The sequence below is a fragment of the Pseudomonas vranovensis DSM 16006 genome (genome assembly GCF_000425805.1).
GTDB lineage: Bacteria > Pseudomonadota > Gammaproteobacteria > Pseudomonadales > Pseudomonadaceae > Aquipseudomonas > Aquipseudomonas vranovensis.
Map to the genome: position 1 here is coordinate 739959 of NZ_AUED01000001.1, position 14816 is coordinate 754774.

The window sequence follows — 14816 nt, forward strand, 5'->3', positions numbered from 1 at the left end:
CTGATGGCCAACATCCAACAAGACACCCTGCCGGTGATCCGTAACCTCGGCGACTTCGATGCACGCTCCGGCAACCTGCTCGAACGCCTGGTGTTCAACCACCGGCTGCCGTTCGTGGTGTGCATGCTGCTGGTTACCCTGGTGCTGGGCTTCATGGCCCTGACGCGCCTGGAGTTGCGCCCAAGCTTCGAGAAAATGATTCCCCAGAGTCATCCCTATATTCAAAACTACCTGAACAACCGTGAGTCGCTGCGCGGCCTGGGCAATTCGCTGCGTATTGTGGTGGAGAACACCCAGGGCGACATCTTCGACCCGGCCTACTTGCAGACCCTGCGCCAGATCAACGATGAGCTGTTCCTTGCCCAGGGCGTGGACCGCGCCTGGATGAAGTCACTGTGGAGCCCGGCGGTGCGCTGGACCGAAGTCACCGAAGAGGGCTTCCAGGGCGGGCCGGTAATGCCCGACAGTTACCAGGGCTCGGCCGAGGATATCCAGCAACTGCGCCAGAACATCGAGCGCGCCAATATTGTCGGCAGCCTGGTGGCCCGTGACTTCAAGTCGAGCATGCTCATTGTGCCGCTGTTCGACCGCGACTCGGCCACCGGCCGCGGCATCGACTACCACGACTTTTCCCTCAAGCTCGAACAGCTGCGCAACCAGTACGAAGCCATCGGTACTGAAAACGGCGGCCAGGGCCACTACAAGATCCATGTGATCGGCTTCGCCAAGCTGATGGGCGATCTGATCGACGGGCTGATCCAGGTCATGCTGTTCTTCGCCCTGGCAGTGGTGACCACCCTGGTGATCATCTTCCTCTATACCCGTTGCGTGCGTAGCACCTTGCTGGTGGTGGTGTGCTCGCTGACGGCGGTGGTGTGGCAACTGGGGATCGTCGCCTGGCTGGGCTACGCGATTGATCCGTATTCGATCCTGGTGCCGTTCCTGATTTTCGCCATCGGTGTGTCCCATGCCGCGCAGAAGATGAACGGCATCATGCAGGACATCGGCCGCGGCACCCACCGCCAGATTGCCGCGCGCTACACCTTCCGCCGCCTGTTCGTGGCCGGTGTCACCGCGCTGCTGGCCGACGCCGTGGGCTTTGCCGTGCTGATGCTGATCGACATCCCGGTGATCCAGGACCTGGCCATCACCGCCAGCATCGGCGTAGCCGTGCTGATCTTCACCTCGCTGCTGCTGATGCCGGTGGCGCTTTCGTACATTGGCGTTGGCCGCAAGGCTGCCGAGCGGGCGCTGCGAATCGACTCGCGGGCGGCCGAGCACCGCGGTTTCGGCAAGCTCTGGGACCTGCTCGACCGCTTTACCACACGCAGGTGGGCCACCGCCGCCGTGGTCATTGCCGCGCTGATGGGGGCAGGGGGCTTCTGGGTCAGCCTGCAACTGAAGATCGGCGACCTTGACAGTGGCGCCCCGGAGCTGCATGCCGACTCGCGCTACAACCGCGACAACGCCTACATCACCGGGCACTACGCGCTGTCCAGCGACACCTTCGCGGTGATGATCAAAACCGCCCCCGAAGGCTGCCTGCGCTACCAGACCCTGGTGCTGGCCGACCGCCTGGCTTGGGAGCTGCAACAGTATCCGGGGGTGCAGACCACGCTGTCGCTGACCAACGCGGTGCGCCAGATCACCGCCGGCACTTACGAGGGCAACCCCAAGCTCAACAGCATCCAGCGCAACCAGGACGTGCTCAACTACGCGGCGCAACAGGCCTCGGTCAACGCCCCGGAGCTGTTCAACAACGATTGCTCGCTGATGCCGGTGATCGCCTACCTCAAGGATCACAAGGCCGACACCCTCAATGAAGTGGTGGCGATTGCCGAACGCTTCGCCCAGGCCAATAGCAGCGACGACCGTCAGTTCCTCCTGGCCGCCGGCAGCGCCGGTATCGAGGCCGCCACCAATATCGTGGTGCATGACGCCAACCGCACTATGTTGTTGCTGGTGTACCTGGCCGTCACGGTGTTCTGCCTGATCACCTTCCGCAGCTGGCGCGCCACCCTGGTGGCGGTACTGCCACTGATGCTCACCTCGGTACTGTGCGAAGCACTGATGGTGATGATGGGCATCGGGGTGAAAGTCGCTACCTTGCCGGTGATCGCCCTGGGCGTGGGCATCGGCGTCGACTACGCGCTGTACCTGCTCAGCGTGCAGCTGCATTACCAGCGCAAGGGCATGTCGCTGTCACAGGCCTATGAGAACGCTGTGGCCTTCACCGGCCGGGTAGTGGGCCTGGTGGGCATCACCCTGGCCGCCGGCGTAGTGGGCTGGGCCTGGTCGCCGATCAAGTTCCAGGCCGACATGGGCATCCTGCTGACCTTCATGTTCCTGTGGAACATGCTTGGCGCGCTGATCCTGATCCCGGCGCTGTCGTACTTCCTGTTGCCCGACAACAAGGCCCGGGCGACCACCGCAAGCCCCGCACCTGCCAAGGGGCAGCCCCTAACCACCCAAGCAGTCGAGTGTTCGCAACATGTCTGATTACCTCCCACCTTTGCGCGACATGGAATTTCTGTTCAACGAAGTCTTCGACATCCCGTCTCAGTGGGCACGGATGCCGGCCCTGGCCGAGCAGATCGATGCCGACACCGCCCGGGCGGTACTGGAGCAGGCCGGCAAGGTCATCGCCCAGGTGGTGGCGCCGCTCAACCGCAGTGGTGATGAACAGGGCTGTCGCTTCGACGCGGGGCGGGTCGTCACCCCCGACGGCTTTGTCCAGGCCTACCGTACCTACGCCGCCGATGGCTGGGTGGGTGTGGCCGGCTCGCCGGAGTTCGGTGGCATGGGCATGCCCAAGGTGATTGGCGCGCAGGTCGAAGAGATGCTCAATGCCGCCAACCTGTCGTTTGCCCTGTACCCGATGCTCACGGCGGGTGCCTGCCTGTCGCTGCTCAACCATGCCAGCGAAGCGCTCAAGGCCCGCTATCTGCCGCCCATGTACGAAGGGCGCTGGAGCGGCTCCATGTGCCTGACCGAGCCCCATGCCGGCACCGACCTGGGGCTCATCCGTACCCGCGCCGAGCCCCAGGCCGATGGCAGCTATCGGGTCAGCGGTACGAAGATCTTCATCACCGGCGGCGAACAGGACCTGAGTGAGAACATCATTCACCTGGTGCTGGCCAAGCTGCCCGATGCGCCCGCCGGAGCCAAGGGCATCTCGCTGTTCCTGGTACCCAAGGTGATGGTTGGCGACGACGGGGCGCTGAACCAGGCCAACGCGGTGAGCTGCGGCTCCATCGAGCACAAGATGGGCATCAAGGCCTCGGCCACCTGCGTGATGAACTTCGACGGCGCCACCGGCTACCTGGTGGGCGAGCCGAACAAGGGCCTGGCTGCCATGTTCACCATGATGAACTACGAGCGCCTGGGCGTGGGTATCCAGGGCCTGGCCCTGGGCGAACGCTCGTACCAGAACGCCATCGAGTATGCCCGCGAGCGCCTGCAAAGCCGTGCGCCCAGCGGGCCGCAAGCCGCCGAGCAGGCGGCCGACCCGATTGTCGTACATCCGGACGTGCGCCGCATGCTGCTGACCATGAAGGCGCTGAACGAAGGCGGGCGGGCGTTTTCCACCTACGTGGCGCAACAACTGGACCTGGCCAAGTACAGCGAAGACGCCGCGGCGCGCAGCCAGGCCGAGGCCCAGGTCGCGTTGCTGACGCCAGTGGCCAAGGCCTTCCTCACCGACCTGGGCCTGGAAACCACGGTGCATGGCCAGCAGGTGTTCGGAGGCCACGGCTACATACGCGAATGGGGCCAGGAGCAGTTGATCCGCGACTGTCGTATCACCCAGATCTACGAAGGCACCAATGGTATCCAGGCCCTGGACCTGATGGGGCGCAAGCTGGTGGCCGACGGTGGTCGCACCTACGGGCTGTTGTCCGAGCAGATCAAGGCCTACGCAAAAGGCCTGCCAGCGTCGCGTGCAGAGTTCGGCGCACCGCTGCTGGCCGCCATGGCCAATCTGGACGAACTGACGGCCTGGGTGCTCGACCGCGCCCACGGCGACCCGCGGGAAGTCGGCGCGGCGGCGGTGGAGTACCTGCATGTGATGGGCTACACGCTGTACGCCTGGTTCTGGGCGCAGATGGCCGACGTGGCCCTGGCCCGGCAGGAACAGGGGGCGTTCTACCAGAGCAAGCTGGGCACTGCGCGCTTCTACTTTGCCCGCCTGTTGCCGCGCATCCACTCCCTGAGCGCCAGCGTCAAGGCCGGCAGCCACAGCCTGTACCTGCTCGACGCCGAGCAACTGTGAAGGACACGCACATGATCAACACCCGCGTCATACCGCCGGCCCCCGGGGCCTATAACTACCCCTTGCTGATCAAGCGCCTGCTGCTGTCGGGCGTGCGCTACCAGCCCGGCCAGGAAATCGTCTATGCCGACACGCTGCGCTACACCTACACCACCCTGAATGAGCGCATCCAGCGCCTGGCCAATGTACTGACCCAGGCCGGGGTCAAGCCCGGCGATACCGTGGCCTTGCTCGACTGGGACAGCCATCGTGCGCTGGAATGTTTCTTTGCCGTACCGATGCTGGGCGCGGTGCTGCACACCGTCAATGTGCGGCTGTCGGCGGAACAGGTCCGCTACACCATGAACCATGCCGAAGATCGCCTGGTGCTGGTGCATGACGATTTCCTGCCGCTGATGGAGCAGATCGGCGGCGAGTTGACCACGGTCGAGCGTTATATCCGCTTGAGTGACCAGGGTACCTGTATCACCGACCTGCCCGTGGCAGGCGAGTACGAAGCGTTGCTTGCCGGGGCTTGTGACGAGTATGAGTTCCCCGACTTCGACGAGAACTCGCTGGCGACCCTGTTCTATACCACCGGCACCACGGGCAATCCCAAAGGGGTGTATTTCACTCATCGGCAGCTGGTGTTGCACACCCTCAACGAGCTGGGTACCTTCGCCGCCTGCGGGGCGGAGCCCTTGCTGCGCTCGGGCGATGTGTACATGCCGATCACCCCGATGTTCCATGTGCATGCCTGGGGCGTGCCCTATGTCGCCACGGCATTGGGCATCAAGCAGGTGTACCCCGGCCGCTACGAGCCCAACCAGTTGGTGCGCCTGTTCCGTGAGGAACAGGTGACGTTCTCCCACTGCGTACCGACCCTGTTGCAGATGATGCTCGATTGCGAAGAGGGTCGGCGCACCGACCTGGTCGGCTGGAAAATGCTCCTTGGCGGCAGCGCCCTGACCCAGGGCCTGGCTGCGCGCGCCAGCGCCCGGGGCATCCGGGTGTACTGCGGCTATGGCATGTCCGAGAGCTGCCCGTTGCTGAGCCTCACCTGCCTGAGTGCGGAAGATCTTGCGCTGCCCATGGACCAGCAACTGCCACTGCGCATCAACGCCGGCGTGCCTGTGCCCCTGGTCGACCTGCGCATTGTCGATGGCCAGGGCAAAAGCGTCGCCCATGACGGAGAAAGCCTGGGCGAGATCGTGGTACGTGCGCCCTGGCTCACCCAGGGCTACCTGAACGCACCGGAGCAGGGGGCCGAACTGTGGGCCGGTGGCTGGATGCATACTGGCGACATGGCCTGCATCAATGAGCGCGGCGTGGTACAGATCCGCGACCGGATCAAGGACGTGATCAAGACCGGCGGCGAGTGGATCAGCTCGGTGGAACTCGAGAGCCTGATCAGCCAGCACAGCGATGTCGATGCCGTGGCCGTTGTGGGTATTGCCGACACGCAATGGGGTGAACAGCCCTTGGCGCTGGTGGTGTGTGTCGCCGGCGCGCGGCTGGACCAACCCGGTTTGGCGCGGCACCTGCAGCAGTTTGTCGACAGCGGCCGGCTGAACAAATGGGCGATACCGCGCCAGGTACGCTTTGTCAGCGAGATACCCAAGACCAGCGTTGGCAAGATCAACAAGAAGCTGATTCGCGAGGGCCTCGGTAATCTGGGGTAGGAGCAACTGTCATGAACCACGACCGCTGTGCGGTCGATCGCAGGCTGTCGCCAGCGGCTACACCGGACTGATTTGCAATCTGTAGCCGCTGCCGAGGAACGAGGCTGCGATCGGCTGCGCAGCAGTCGCCGGGTAGGGGCTTGCCTCGTGATGGCGATGTAACGCCTGTTCGCTATCGCGGGGCAAGTCGAGACGTCGTACCGCCGCCTCATTCCAGTCCACGGCCAGCAGGTGCAGGCCTGATGGGGCCGCTGGATGCCACCTTCGGGCCGCTGCTGATGCTGCGCGGCTTCGAATCAGGCGGACAAGGCTGTGGCCTATGCGCAGAATGGGGGTGTTGAATGAGCCGGTATCTGGCACTGATGTCGGGACGGGCCACAGCAAACCTTTCGTTCGTTGCAAGCGCCCCGCTGTGTGCTTCTGAGTGAGGTGTAAGGATTGCCGCGCGATGGCGTACCATCAGTCACAGCGTATCGCGGGGCAAGCCCGTTCCTGCAGGAGGCACAATGGACGCTATTAGCGAAGTCAGCCTGAAAACCTACGAGGCCGGCGCCGAACTCCACACCCACGATTTTCATCAGTTGGTGGTACCCACCACTGGCGTGATGGAGATCGAAGTTGATGGCCGTGGTGGCTACCTCAGTTGCAGCACGGGTGTGCTCATTCCTGCCAACAGTCGCCATGATTTCCACGCCAGGCCCGGCGCGCAGTTCATCGTCGCCGATGTGCCGCTGGCGTATGTCGCCCAGCAACGCATCGCCCTCGACCCGCTGCTCGATGCGCAGTTCTTCCAGGTGTCGAACCCTTGCTTGCACCTGGTGCGCTATTTCCAGAGTGCGACGGCTCCCGACTCGCAGGCCTGGTTGAACCTCATGTTCTGCACCTTGGCCAACCCGGCCCCCGAGCCGAGCCTCCATCAGGTGCTGTGCGGCAAAATCGTCGATTTCATGCAGCGTCACATCGCCGAGCCCATCAGTTGCAAGCACATGGCCCAGGCGGTGGGGGTCAGCGAACGCAAGATGAACGATCTTTTTCAACAGGTGTACCGCACCACGCCTCATGCCTATCTGCTCGATCTGCGTTTGCGCCAGGCCAATCAGTTGCTGGTCGGCACCCCCTTGACCATCAGCGACATCGCCAGCCGCTGCGGCTTTTGCGACCAGAGTGCGTTGACCCATGCCATGAAGAAAAAATACGGCCTGACGCCGGGCCGCCTGCGTTATCGCTCACGGTTTTGAACAATAAAAATGCGGGTTTCTACAATCCTGCCTGCAGTACCCGAGCCTATAGTCGGGCAAACCCTGCGATCAGGTTGCCATGACCCGTACCTCGTTTTCCCCGGACACTTCACCCAAACGATCTCTGCAACTCGCCAACCTCGCGGGGCTGCTGGCGATTGTCATGTGGTCCTCGTTGGCCTTGCTGACCACGCGCACTGCCGCCATCCCGCCGTTCGAGGTGATGTTTCTATCGTTCCTCGTGCCCTTTGTGCTCAGTTGCATCACTTCAGCACTTGGTGTGGCCGGTGGGTTTGCTGCGTGGCGCCAGCCGTGGGGCGTCTGGGTCTCGGGTTTTTGCGGGATCTTTTTCTACCATGCCTTCTACTTTTTCGCCTTGAAGAAGGCGCCTGCGGCACAGGCCAGCCTGATTGCCTATCTCTGGCCGCTGTTGATCGTGGTGCTGGGCAGCCTGTGCAACGGCGGCAGGCTCAAGCCCGCTTGCCTGCTGGGTGCAAGCCTGGGGCTGCTGGGCACCGCCGTGTTGTTGCTACCCGGTTGGGGCGGCTTCTCTGACGCGGCGATCGCCGGCTACCTGTCGGCCTTTGCCGGCGCGTTGGTGTGGTCGAGCTACTCGGTGTGGAACAAACGCTACAACGGTGCCTCGCCCAATGTGATGGGCGGGATTTGCGGAGGGGTGGCGATGGCCGGGTTGGTCTGCCACCTGTTGTTCGAGCAGACGGTCATCCCCGATGCCGGTAACGGCGTCGCCTTGCTGTTGTTGGGGCTGGGCCCGGTCGGTATTGCCTTCTTTGCCTGGGACTATGCCACCAAGGCCGGTGAATCCCAGCGCATCGGCGCGTTGTCCTACCTGGCGCCGCTGCTGTCCACCCTGATCCTGGTAGCGCTCGATCCGGGTACGTTTACATGGTCGATCCTGGTTGCGGCGCTCCTGATCGTCGGTGGCGCGGTACTGGCTGTAGGCGCGGCGGTGCGACGTCTCGACTTGCCCCGCGATGCGATGTGACGGTTGGATCGCTATCGCAGAGCAAGCCCGCTCCTTCCCGGGGCCACGTTTACAGAGAGCGCGCCGTCAGCCCGGCCCAGAACCCTTCGCTGCCCGCTGCAATCGCTGCCTGGCCCAGCACCTGGGCCCAGTGCGCATCGCTGCCGAACTCATCGCGCCACGACCACACGCGGCGGGTGGCGAAGTGCAGGCGGTGCTCCTGGGTAAAGCCGATGGCGCCGTGGACCTGGTGCGCCACCGAGGTTGCTAGGCTGGCGGCTTCACCAGCGCAGACTTTGGCCACGGCAACATCGAAGGCCAGGCTGCTGGCGCTGCCAGGCGCGGCCTGCATCACCTGGTTCGCGCTGTACAGGGCCACCTCGGTGGCGGTACGGGCCGCGCTGATGGCGCCGGCCATATGCGCCAGTTGCTGCTGGATGGCCTGGAAGGCGCCGATAGCCTTGCCGAACTGGACCCGCTCGTTGGCATACGCCACCGCCTGGTCGAGGCACGACTCCAGCGCACCCACCAGCATGCACGCCCGCACCAGGGCACCGAATACCCGCACCGGCTCGCGGATATCGGCCAGTTGCAAGGTACCCAGCGCGTCCACGGGAGCGGCCGTGAACTGCAGTACATCGCGCTCCTCGCCGGCGAAGTTGGTGCCTGCTTCGACGCTGACCTGGGCCTGGCGCAGATCGACCAGGGCCACACGGCCGTTGTCGTCGGCCACCGCCGCCCAGCGGCAACTGCGCGCCCAGGGTACGTTGGCGCAGCGGCCATTGAGTACCCCGGATGCTGTCAGTTCAAGTGCGGTGGCAGCGCCAGCCTGCAGCACCGTCAGCGCACCCTCGGGGACCTCGATACCTGCCCGGGACAACAGCATGCCGGCCAGCAGCGTTTCGCTCAGCGGTACCGGCGCCTGCCAGTAGCCCACGCCACGCAGCACCGGGCTGACATCAAGCCAGCTGGCGGTGTTGTCGTCGGATACCGGTGCCACCAGGGCTTGGGGCAAGCCGTGCTCGACCAGTTGCTGCCATAGCGCATCGGCCGGCAGACCACTATCGAATTGCGTCAGGACTTGGGGTGTCACTTGATCGTTGAACAGGCGCTCGACGCTGTCGGCGATCAGTCGTTGCAGTGACGAAGTCGCACTGTCGTGCCCGTCGTTGTGATGGAGTGCCTGGTTCATCGCAGTCCTAATCCTCTGGCAATGATTCCACGAAGAATTTCGCGGGTGCCGCCTCGCAGGGAAAACGACGGGGCGGTCTGGGTCAGGTAGCGCATTACCTGGTCGAGTCGGGAGCCGGGCGTGCGCGTATCGCCGAACAGCGTGTGGGCAAGGTCGGGCATGGCCTGTTCGAGCAGCGCGCCCTGGTCCTTGACCAGCGCCGCCGGGGTGGCAGGGTTCTCGCCTCGGGCAAGCATTCCGGCGACCCCCAGCGACATTTGCCGCAAGGCTGCATAGCGCGCCGCCACGCGGCCCAGGCTCACCGCGTGATGCGGGTTGCTGGCGTCGGCGGCGTCGAGCATTTCCAGGTACAGCTGGGTGCAGCTCAGGTAGCGTTCCGGGCCGCTGCGTTCCAGCGCAAGCTCGGCACCGACCTGCTTCCAGCCATCGCCGGGCTGGCCGATGAGAAAGTCGTCGGCAACGAACACATCCTCCAGGAACACCTCGTTGAAATCATGCTCGCCGAGCATGTTGTGGATCGGTCGCACGGTGACGCCGGGGGCTTTCAGGTCGATCAGCAACTGCGACAGGCCGCCGTGACGATCGCCAGGCTCCTTGGGCCCGGTGCGCAGCAGGGTGACCATGTAGTCGCAGCGCTGGGCGCCAGTGGTCCAGACCTTGCTGCCGTTGACCACCCATCCGCCCTCGGTCTTCACCGCACGGGTACGCACCGAGGCAAGGTCGGAACCGACATCCGGTTCGCTCATGCCGATGCAGAACAGCAGCTCGCCGCGGGCGATGGCCGGCAGCAGTCGCGGGGCAAGCACTTCAGGGGAAAACTTCATCAGCAGCGGGCCCGACTGACGTTCGGCAATCCAGTGCGCGTTGACCGGGGCGCCGGCGGCCAGCAGCTCTTCCAGCACCACGTAGCGTTCCAGCGCACTGCGCTCATGGCCGCCGTAGCGCTTGGGCCAGGTCATGCCAAGCCAGCCGCGTTCGCCAAGCTGGCGACTGAAGGCGCTGTCGGCACCGTTCCAGTTCTTGGCTCGCTCGGCAGCGGGAAGGTCTTTGAGGGCCTGGGCGAGAAAGCTGCGGACCTCGACGCGCAAGGCTTCGGCCTTGGCGTCCAGGTGACAGGGTCGAATATCGAGTGCCTGCATAACAATGTGCTCATGTGATTGAAGGGGCAGGGCTCTTGTTTTTAAACTTGCTGAACGCCCAACAAGTAAATACGCTATCAGCAACCCGGCCCGTGAAGCAATAGCCGCCCACCCACAACCTGTGACCTTTTGGAGCTTGTATGCCGATCCCCAGCACGTTTACCCCAGGCCGCGGCCTGACCCTGGAACTTCAAGGGCATGTCGCCACCTTGAGTTTCAGCCGTCCGCCGCTGAATTTTTTCGATGCCGAGCTGATCAAGGACCTGGCCGATACCCTGGACTACCTCGATCAGTTGCCCGCCTGCCGGGTGACAGTGCTGGTGGCCGAAGGCAAGGTGTTCTGTGCCGGGGCCGACTTTTCCGGGGCCGACCAACGTGACCCGCAGTACCCGCGGCGGGTCTACAAGTCGGCGGTGCGCCTGTTCCGCACCCGCAAGCCGTTGATCTGTGTGGTGGAGGGCGCTGCCATAGGCGGCGGCCTGGGCCTGGCGCTGGTCGCCGACTTTCGTGTCACCAGCGAAAAAGCGCGCTTTTCGGCCAACTTCAACCGCTTGGGGATTCATCAAGGCTTCGGCATTTCGGTTACCATGCCGCGCCTGGTCGGCCCGCAGATGGCTGCCTTGCTGCTTGCCACCGGCCGGCGCATCGACGGCCGCGAAGCCGTACGTATCGGCCTTGCCGATGTGCTGGCCGAACCGGGTCAGGAACGCCAGGCTGCCCGTACACTGGCCGAGGAAATTGCCGCCAGCGCACCCCGCGCCGTGATGTCCAGCCGCGAGACCCTGCGCATGGGCCTGGCCGATGCGGTGGACACGATCATAGACCGCGAAGCCAGCGAGCAGGAGTGGCAGATCGTCAGCGCCGACTTTGCCGAGGGCACCCGTGCCATGGCCGAGCGGCGCCAACCCGTTTTTACAGGTGAGTAAGGAACAACCCGATGGAACCGGCAGACAAAACAGGCCAGAACGGTTCGCGCCGCACCCAGGCCGAGCGTCGAGGCGAGGCTGAACAGCGCTTGTTGCTGGCGGCGCGGCAGATCGTTGCACGCAAGGGCTGGGTCGGCATGACCTTGTCCGAGGTGGGCGAGGAAGCGGGCTACAGCCGGGGCCTGGCCACCCACCACTTTGGCAGCAAGGCCGGGTTGCTTCGCGCCCTGGCGGCGTACGTCAACAGCAACTTCATGCGCCTGGTACAGGTCGAGGCGCCCAAATGGCGCCCTGGCCTGGATGCGCTCAAGGGCTTTATCAGTGTTTACCTGGGACGCAACGACAGCGACTGGGTCAACAGTCGCGCGTTGTTGTCGTTGATGGCCGAGGCGGTCACCCAGGACTCGGAAACCGCGCAGATCCTGGCGCAGTACAATCGCACGGTGCAGCAGCACCTGGCCGATTGCATCGGCGTGGGCATCGCCAATGGCGAGATCCGCGCCGATGTACAGCCACTGGCCAGCGCCGTGCTGATCCTGGGCACCTTGCGCGGTTCGATGCTGCAGTACCTGCTTGATCCCGGCGGCATCGACATGGCGGCGTTGCACCGCCAGTTGCTCGATTTGATCGACGCAGCGCTGGCGGCCTGAGCCGGCGCGTCAGTCGAGCAAGCCCTGGATCCTGGCAATCGATACCGCCTCGGTGCGACCACCGGCGCCCAGCTTGGTGTTGATCTTGCGCAAATGCGATTTGACCGTCAGCTCGGACAAAAACATCTTCTCGGCAATTTCGCGGTTGCGATAACCCAGGGCCAGCAGCCGCAGCACCTGCAGTTCGCGGTTGGACAGTGCGTTGGGTGAGGATTCCTGGGCCTTGGCCTCCTGCGCCGGGCCGGTGTGGCAGCGCTGCAGCAAATGGGCGACGAAGCGCGGTTCGATCCCCAGGGCGCTCTCCTGGCCGTGAAAGGTCACCGACCAACGCTCCAGCAACGCGGCAAGCGGCGCCCCTTCATCCAGGAAGGTACGAATGAACCCTACCGGGCTGGCGATGCCCAGGGCCTGGGTCAATTGTTCCAGCGCTTGCTTGGGCTGCTTGCAGGCCTCGAGGGCCATGGCCAGCAGCAAGCGCAGCTTCAAGGCACGGCGGTGTTGATGACGTGTCAGGGCCTGGTTCATGGCCTGCAGCAGGTCAGCCGGGTCGACTGTGCCCTGGGCGATATTCAAGCGCTGGCGGGCGATGTAAGGGGTGTCGACATCGTTGGCAGTGATCAGAATGCCGGGTTGGTCCCAGTCACTGTGCTGCTCGGCCGAGCGCATGGCGTGGTCGGCGGTGTCCAGGCGGTTTTCCAGGGTGGCCACCCGTGCGCGCTCAAGCCAACTGGAGCACAGGATGCGAGAGGACCCCGAAACCCGGCCGAGCTGGTCCAGCTCGGCCAGATAGCGCATCCAGCCCTGGCGGTCGCCGTTGAGGTAGGTGATGCGGGCCAGCAGCACGTGAGTGGTGATCAACGAGTCGGGGGCTGCGTGCTCGCGGGCGTAAGGCAGCAACTCGTTGAGGCGGTGGTGCGCTTGCTCCAGGGCATCGGTTTCATACATCACCAGGCACAGCGCGGTCTGCAGCACCGGGAAGCCCACCGGCGGCGTACCGGCCAGGGTTTCGCGGCTACGCCGGTTTGCGGCGAGCAAGCGACTCATGCCGCTGTCCAGTTGGCCCTGGGTGATATCGAGCAGGGCCTCCAGGCTGTCGGTCACATCGCGCAGGTAAGGGGACTCGCTCTGCGCCTCGCGCAAGCGGTCGCTGCCCAGCAGTTGCCGGGCTTCGTCGTAGCGGCCGCTGTAGTACAGGGTGCTGGCCAGCACATAGGCCGTCACCCGATAAGGCGATTTTGAGTCGCAAGGCAGGCGCGGCAGCAATTGCTCGGCGCTTTGCCGGGCTTCTGTCACTCGGTCGTTGATCACCAGCAGCAGGCAGCGGATGTGGTGCTGTTGATCAGCCAGCGTCGGGCTTTCCATTACTTGCAACGCTTCTTTGTAGCGCCGGGCGTGGATCAGCGCCCAGGCATAGGCCACACCCAGGCCTGGATGCTGTTCCCGCACTGACTCGGGAATCCGTGACAGCCAGCGCATCATCAGGCTGGCATGACCGTTCTCGACCAGGTGATCGACCTGGGATACCAACTGGCTGGCCGCTTCGTCGATGGCATTGGCGGCAAACAGATGCTCCAGCGCTTCTTCGCTATGGTCTGCGGCGGTGTACCACTGGGCTGCTGCGCGGTTCAGCTGCGCGACCCAGTCCGGGTGGCGCCGCGCCAGGGTGTGGCGAAGGAAATCGGCAAACAGGCCGTGGTAGCGGAACTGCAGGTGTTGTTCATCGGTGGCGGTGATGAACAGATTGTCCTGTTCCAGGGCCTGGATCATGGCCGCGCTGTCCGTACGCCCGGTGACCGCGTCGCACAGGGCAGGGCAGAACTGCGCCAGCACGCAGGTCTGCAGCACAAACCGCTGGCTCGGCTCATCAAGCCTGGCCAGGACATCTTCGCCCAGATACTCGCTCAGCGCCGGCGTGGCCCCGCTGAAGGCGTTGATGAACGCCGACGGATCCTCATGGCGCTTGAGCGACAAGGTGGCCAGATAGAGCCCGGTCAGCCAGCCTTCGGTACGTTGGTAGAGGCGGGCGATGTCGTCCTGGGCGAGCGCCAGCTGGTGGCACTGACGCAGGTAGTGGCTGGTTTCCTCGAGGCTCAGGCGCAGGTCTTCGCTGCTCACTTCATGCAGTTGCCCCAGGGCGCGCAAGCGCCCGAGATTGAGCTCCGGCAGGGTGCGGCTCGCCAGGCCGAGGGTGGCGTGGGTGGGCAGTACCTTGAGCAGCTGTTGTATGAACGCCAGCGCGTCGGGGTGGGTGATGACGTCGAATTCGTCGAACAGAATGGCGAAGGCTTCGGGGCAACCGGCAAGTTGTTCGAGCAGCCATTGCGGCAGTTGCCCGAGGGCGGGTACGTCGGCGCTGATGATGCCCCGCTCACTGAGCCCGCTGAACAATGTGGCAGCCAGGTGCCGGGGATCGTTGTCGGCGGGGTCCAGGTTGCACCACAGCACCCGCCGGCCCTGTTCCAGGCAGTGCGCCTGGTAGTGCGCCAGCAGGGTGGTCTTGCCAGCACCGGCACAGGCGCTGATCAGCAGCAGACGCAGCCCGGGGTGTTGTTCGCCGAGGGGTAGCAGGGCACTACGGTCCAGCAACCCGGGCAGGGTAGCCGGCACCAGGAATTTGCCTGGGCGTACAGGAGGGACTACTCCCTGCTCTGGTCCGTTGGAACTACGCAAGAAACCTTCCATGCATCCTACCTTTGGTTGTCGTCGGGTGGTCCCGTCCTTCTTAGTATCGGCTCACTGGAATACCGCTCCAATC

General features: G+C 64.3%; 10 protein-coding genes. 7 read left to right on the top strand and 3 right to left on the bottom strand.

Translation table 11 applies throughout. The features are described from left to right. Nucleotides 1-3 precede the first annotated feature (3 nt). The 5 genes from H621_RS0103885 (at nt 4) to H621_RS26910 (ending at nt 8175) form a co-directional block, all read left to right on the top strand. Nucleotides 4-2499 (top strand): efflux RND transporter permease subunit, encoded by a 2496-nt coding sequence (locus tag H621_RS0103885; protein WP_028942099.1) that lies wholly within the window; start codon nt 4-6, stop codon nt 2497-2499. Then, the gene (locus H621_RS0103890) at nt 2492-4270 is read left to right on the top strand and encodes an acyl-CoA dehydrogenase C-terminal domain-containing protein (RefSeq protein ID WP_028942100.1); all 1779 of its coding nucleotides are present in this window, start codon (nt 2492-2494) and stop codon (nt 4268-4270) included. Before H621_RS0103885 ends, H621_RS0103890 begins: the two co-directional genes overlap by 8 nt. An 11-nt stretch (nt 4271-4281) precedes the next feature. Next, the gene (locus tag H621_RS0103895; protein WP_028942101.1) at nt 4282-5931 is read left to right on the top strand and encodes a fatty acid--CoA ligase; all 1650 of its coding nucleotides are present in this window, start codon (nt 4282-4284) and stop codon (nt 5929-5931) included. Nucleotides 5932-6437: 506 nt separating this feature from the next. Beyond that, nucleotides 6438-7169, top strand: a complete 732-nt coding sequence (locus H621_RS0103900) for a helix-turn-helix domain-containing protein (RefSeq protein WP_028942102.1) — start codon at nt 6438-6440, stop codon at nt 7167-7169. A 79-nt stretch (nt 7170-7248) separates the two neighbouring features. After that, entirely contained in the window at nt 7249-8175 is a 927-nt protein-coding gene (locus H621_RS26910) for a DMT family transporter (protein ID WP_051270426.1), read from the top strand. 49 nt (nt 8176-8224) lie between these two features. On the opposite strand, the gene H621_RS26915 is transcribed toward H621_RS26910, so the two are convergent. After that, nucleotides 8225-9346, bottom strand: a complete 1122-nt coding sequence (locus H621_RS26915; protein ID WP_051270429.1) for an acyl-CoA dehydrogenase family protein — start codon at nt 9344-9346, stop codon at nt 8225-8227. Further along, nucleotides 9343-10485, bottom strand: coding sequence for an acyl-CoA dehydrogenase family protein (locus H621_RS0103915; RefSeq protein WP_028942103.1), 1143 nt, complete (start codon nt 10483-10485; stop codon nt 9343-9345). The genes H621_RS26915 and H621_RS0103915 overlap by 4 nt, the downstream gene beginning before the upstream one ends. A 140-nt stretch (nt 10486-10625) precedes the next feature. Here H621_RS0103915 and H621_RS0103920 point away from each other — a divergent pair, with 140 nt between their 5' ends. After that, complete coding sequence (locus H621_RS0103920) at nt 10626-11411, top strand: enoyl-CoA hydratase/isomerase family protein (RefSeq protein WP_051270431.1); 786 nt, start codon at nt 10626-10628, stop codon at nt 11409-11411. A gap of 11 nt (nt 11412-11422) precedes the next feature. Beyond that, on the top strand, nt 11423-12061 hold the full coding sequence (locus H621_RS0103925) for a TetR/AcrR family transcriptional regulator (RefSeq protein ID WP_028942105.1): 639 nt from the start codon (nt 11423-11425) through the stop codon (nt 12059-12061). A 9-nt stretch (nt 12062-12070) separates the two neighbouring features. On the opposite strand, the gene H621_RS0103930 is transcribed toward H621_RS0103925, so the two are convergent. Continuing rightward, on the bottom strand, nt 12071-14743 hold the full coding sequence (locus H621_RS0103930; RefSeq protein WP_036989340.1) for a winged helix-turn-helix domain-containing protein: 2673 nt from the start codon (nt 14741-14743) through the stop codon (nt 12071-12073). Nucleotides 14744-14816 lie beyond the last annotated feature (73 nt).

Bases quoted from the DNA above. Each gene is read 5' to 3' on its own strand.
- H621_RS0103885 (WP_028942099.1), top strand. From the start codon at position 4: ATGGCCAACATCCAACAAGACACCCTGCCGGTGATCCGTAACCTCGGC.
- H621_RS0103890 (WP_028942100.1), top strand. From the start codon at position 2,492: ATGTCTGATTACCTCCCACCTTTGCGCGACATGGAATTTCTGTTCAAC.
- H621_RS0103895 (WP_028942101.1), top strand. From the start codon at position 4,282: ATGATCAACACCCGCGTCATACCGCCGGCCCCCGGGGCCTATAACTAC.
- H621_RS0103900 (WP_028942102.1), top strand. From the start codon at position 6,438: ATGGACGCTATTAGCGAAGTCAGCCTGAAAACCTACGAGGCCGGCGCC.
- H621_RS26910 (WP_051270426.1), top strand. From the start codon at position 7,249: ATGACCCGTACCTCGTTTTCCCCGGACACTTCACCCAAACGATCTCTG.
- H621_RS26915 (WP_051270429.1), bottom strand. From the start codon at position 9,346: ATGAACCAGGCACTCCATCACAACGACGGGCACGACAGTGCGACTTCG.
- H621_RS0103915 (WP_028942103.1), bottom strand. From the start codon at position 10,485: ATGCAGGCACTCGATATTCGACCCTGTCACCTGGACGCCAAGGCCGAA.
- H621_RS0103920 (WP_051270431.1), top strand. From the start codon at position 10,626: ATGCCGATCCCCAGCACGTTTACCCCAGGCCGCGGCCTGACCCTGGAA.
- H621_RS0103925 (WP_028942105.1), top strand. From the start codon at position 11,423: ATGGAACCGGCAGACAAAACAGGCCAGAACGGTTCGCGCCGCACCCAG.
- H621_RS0103930 (WP_036989340.1), bottom strand. From the start codon at position 14,743: ATGGAAGGTTTCTTGCGTAGTTCCAACGGACCAGAGCAGGGAGTAGTC.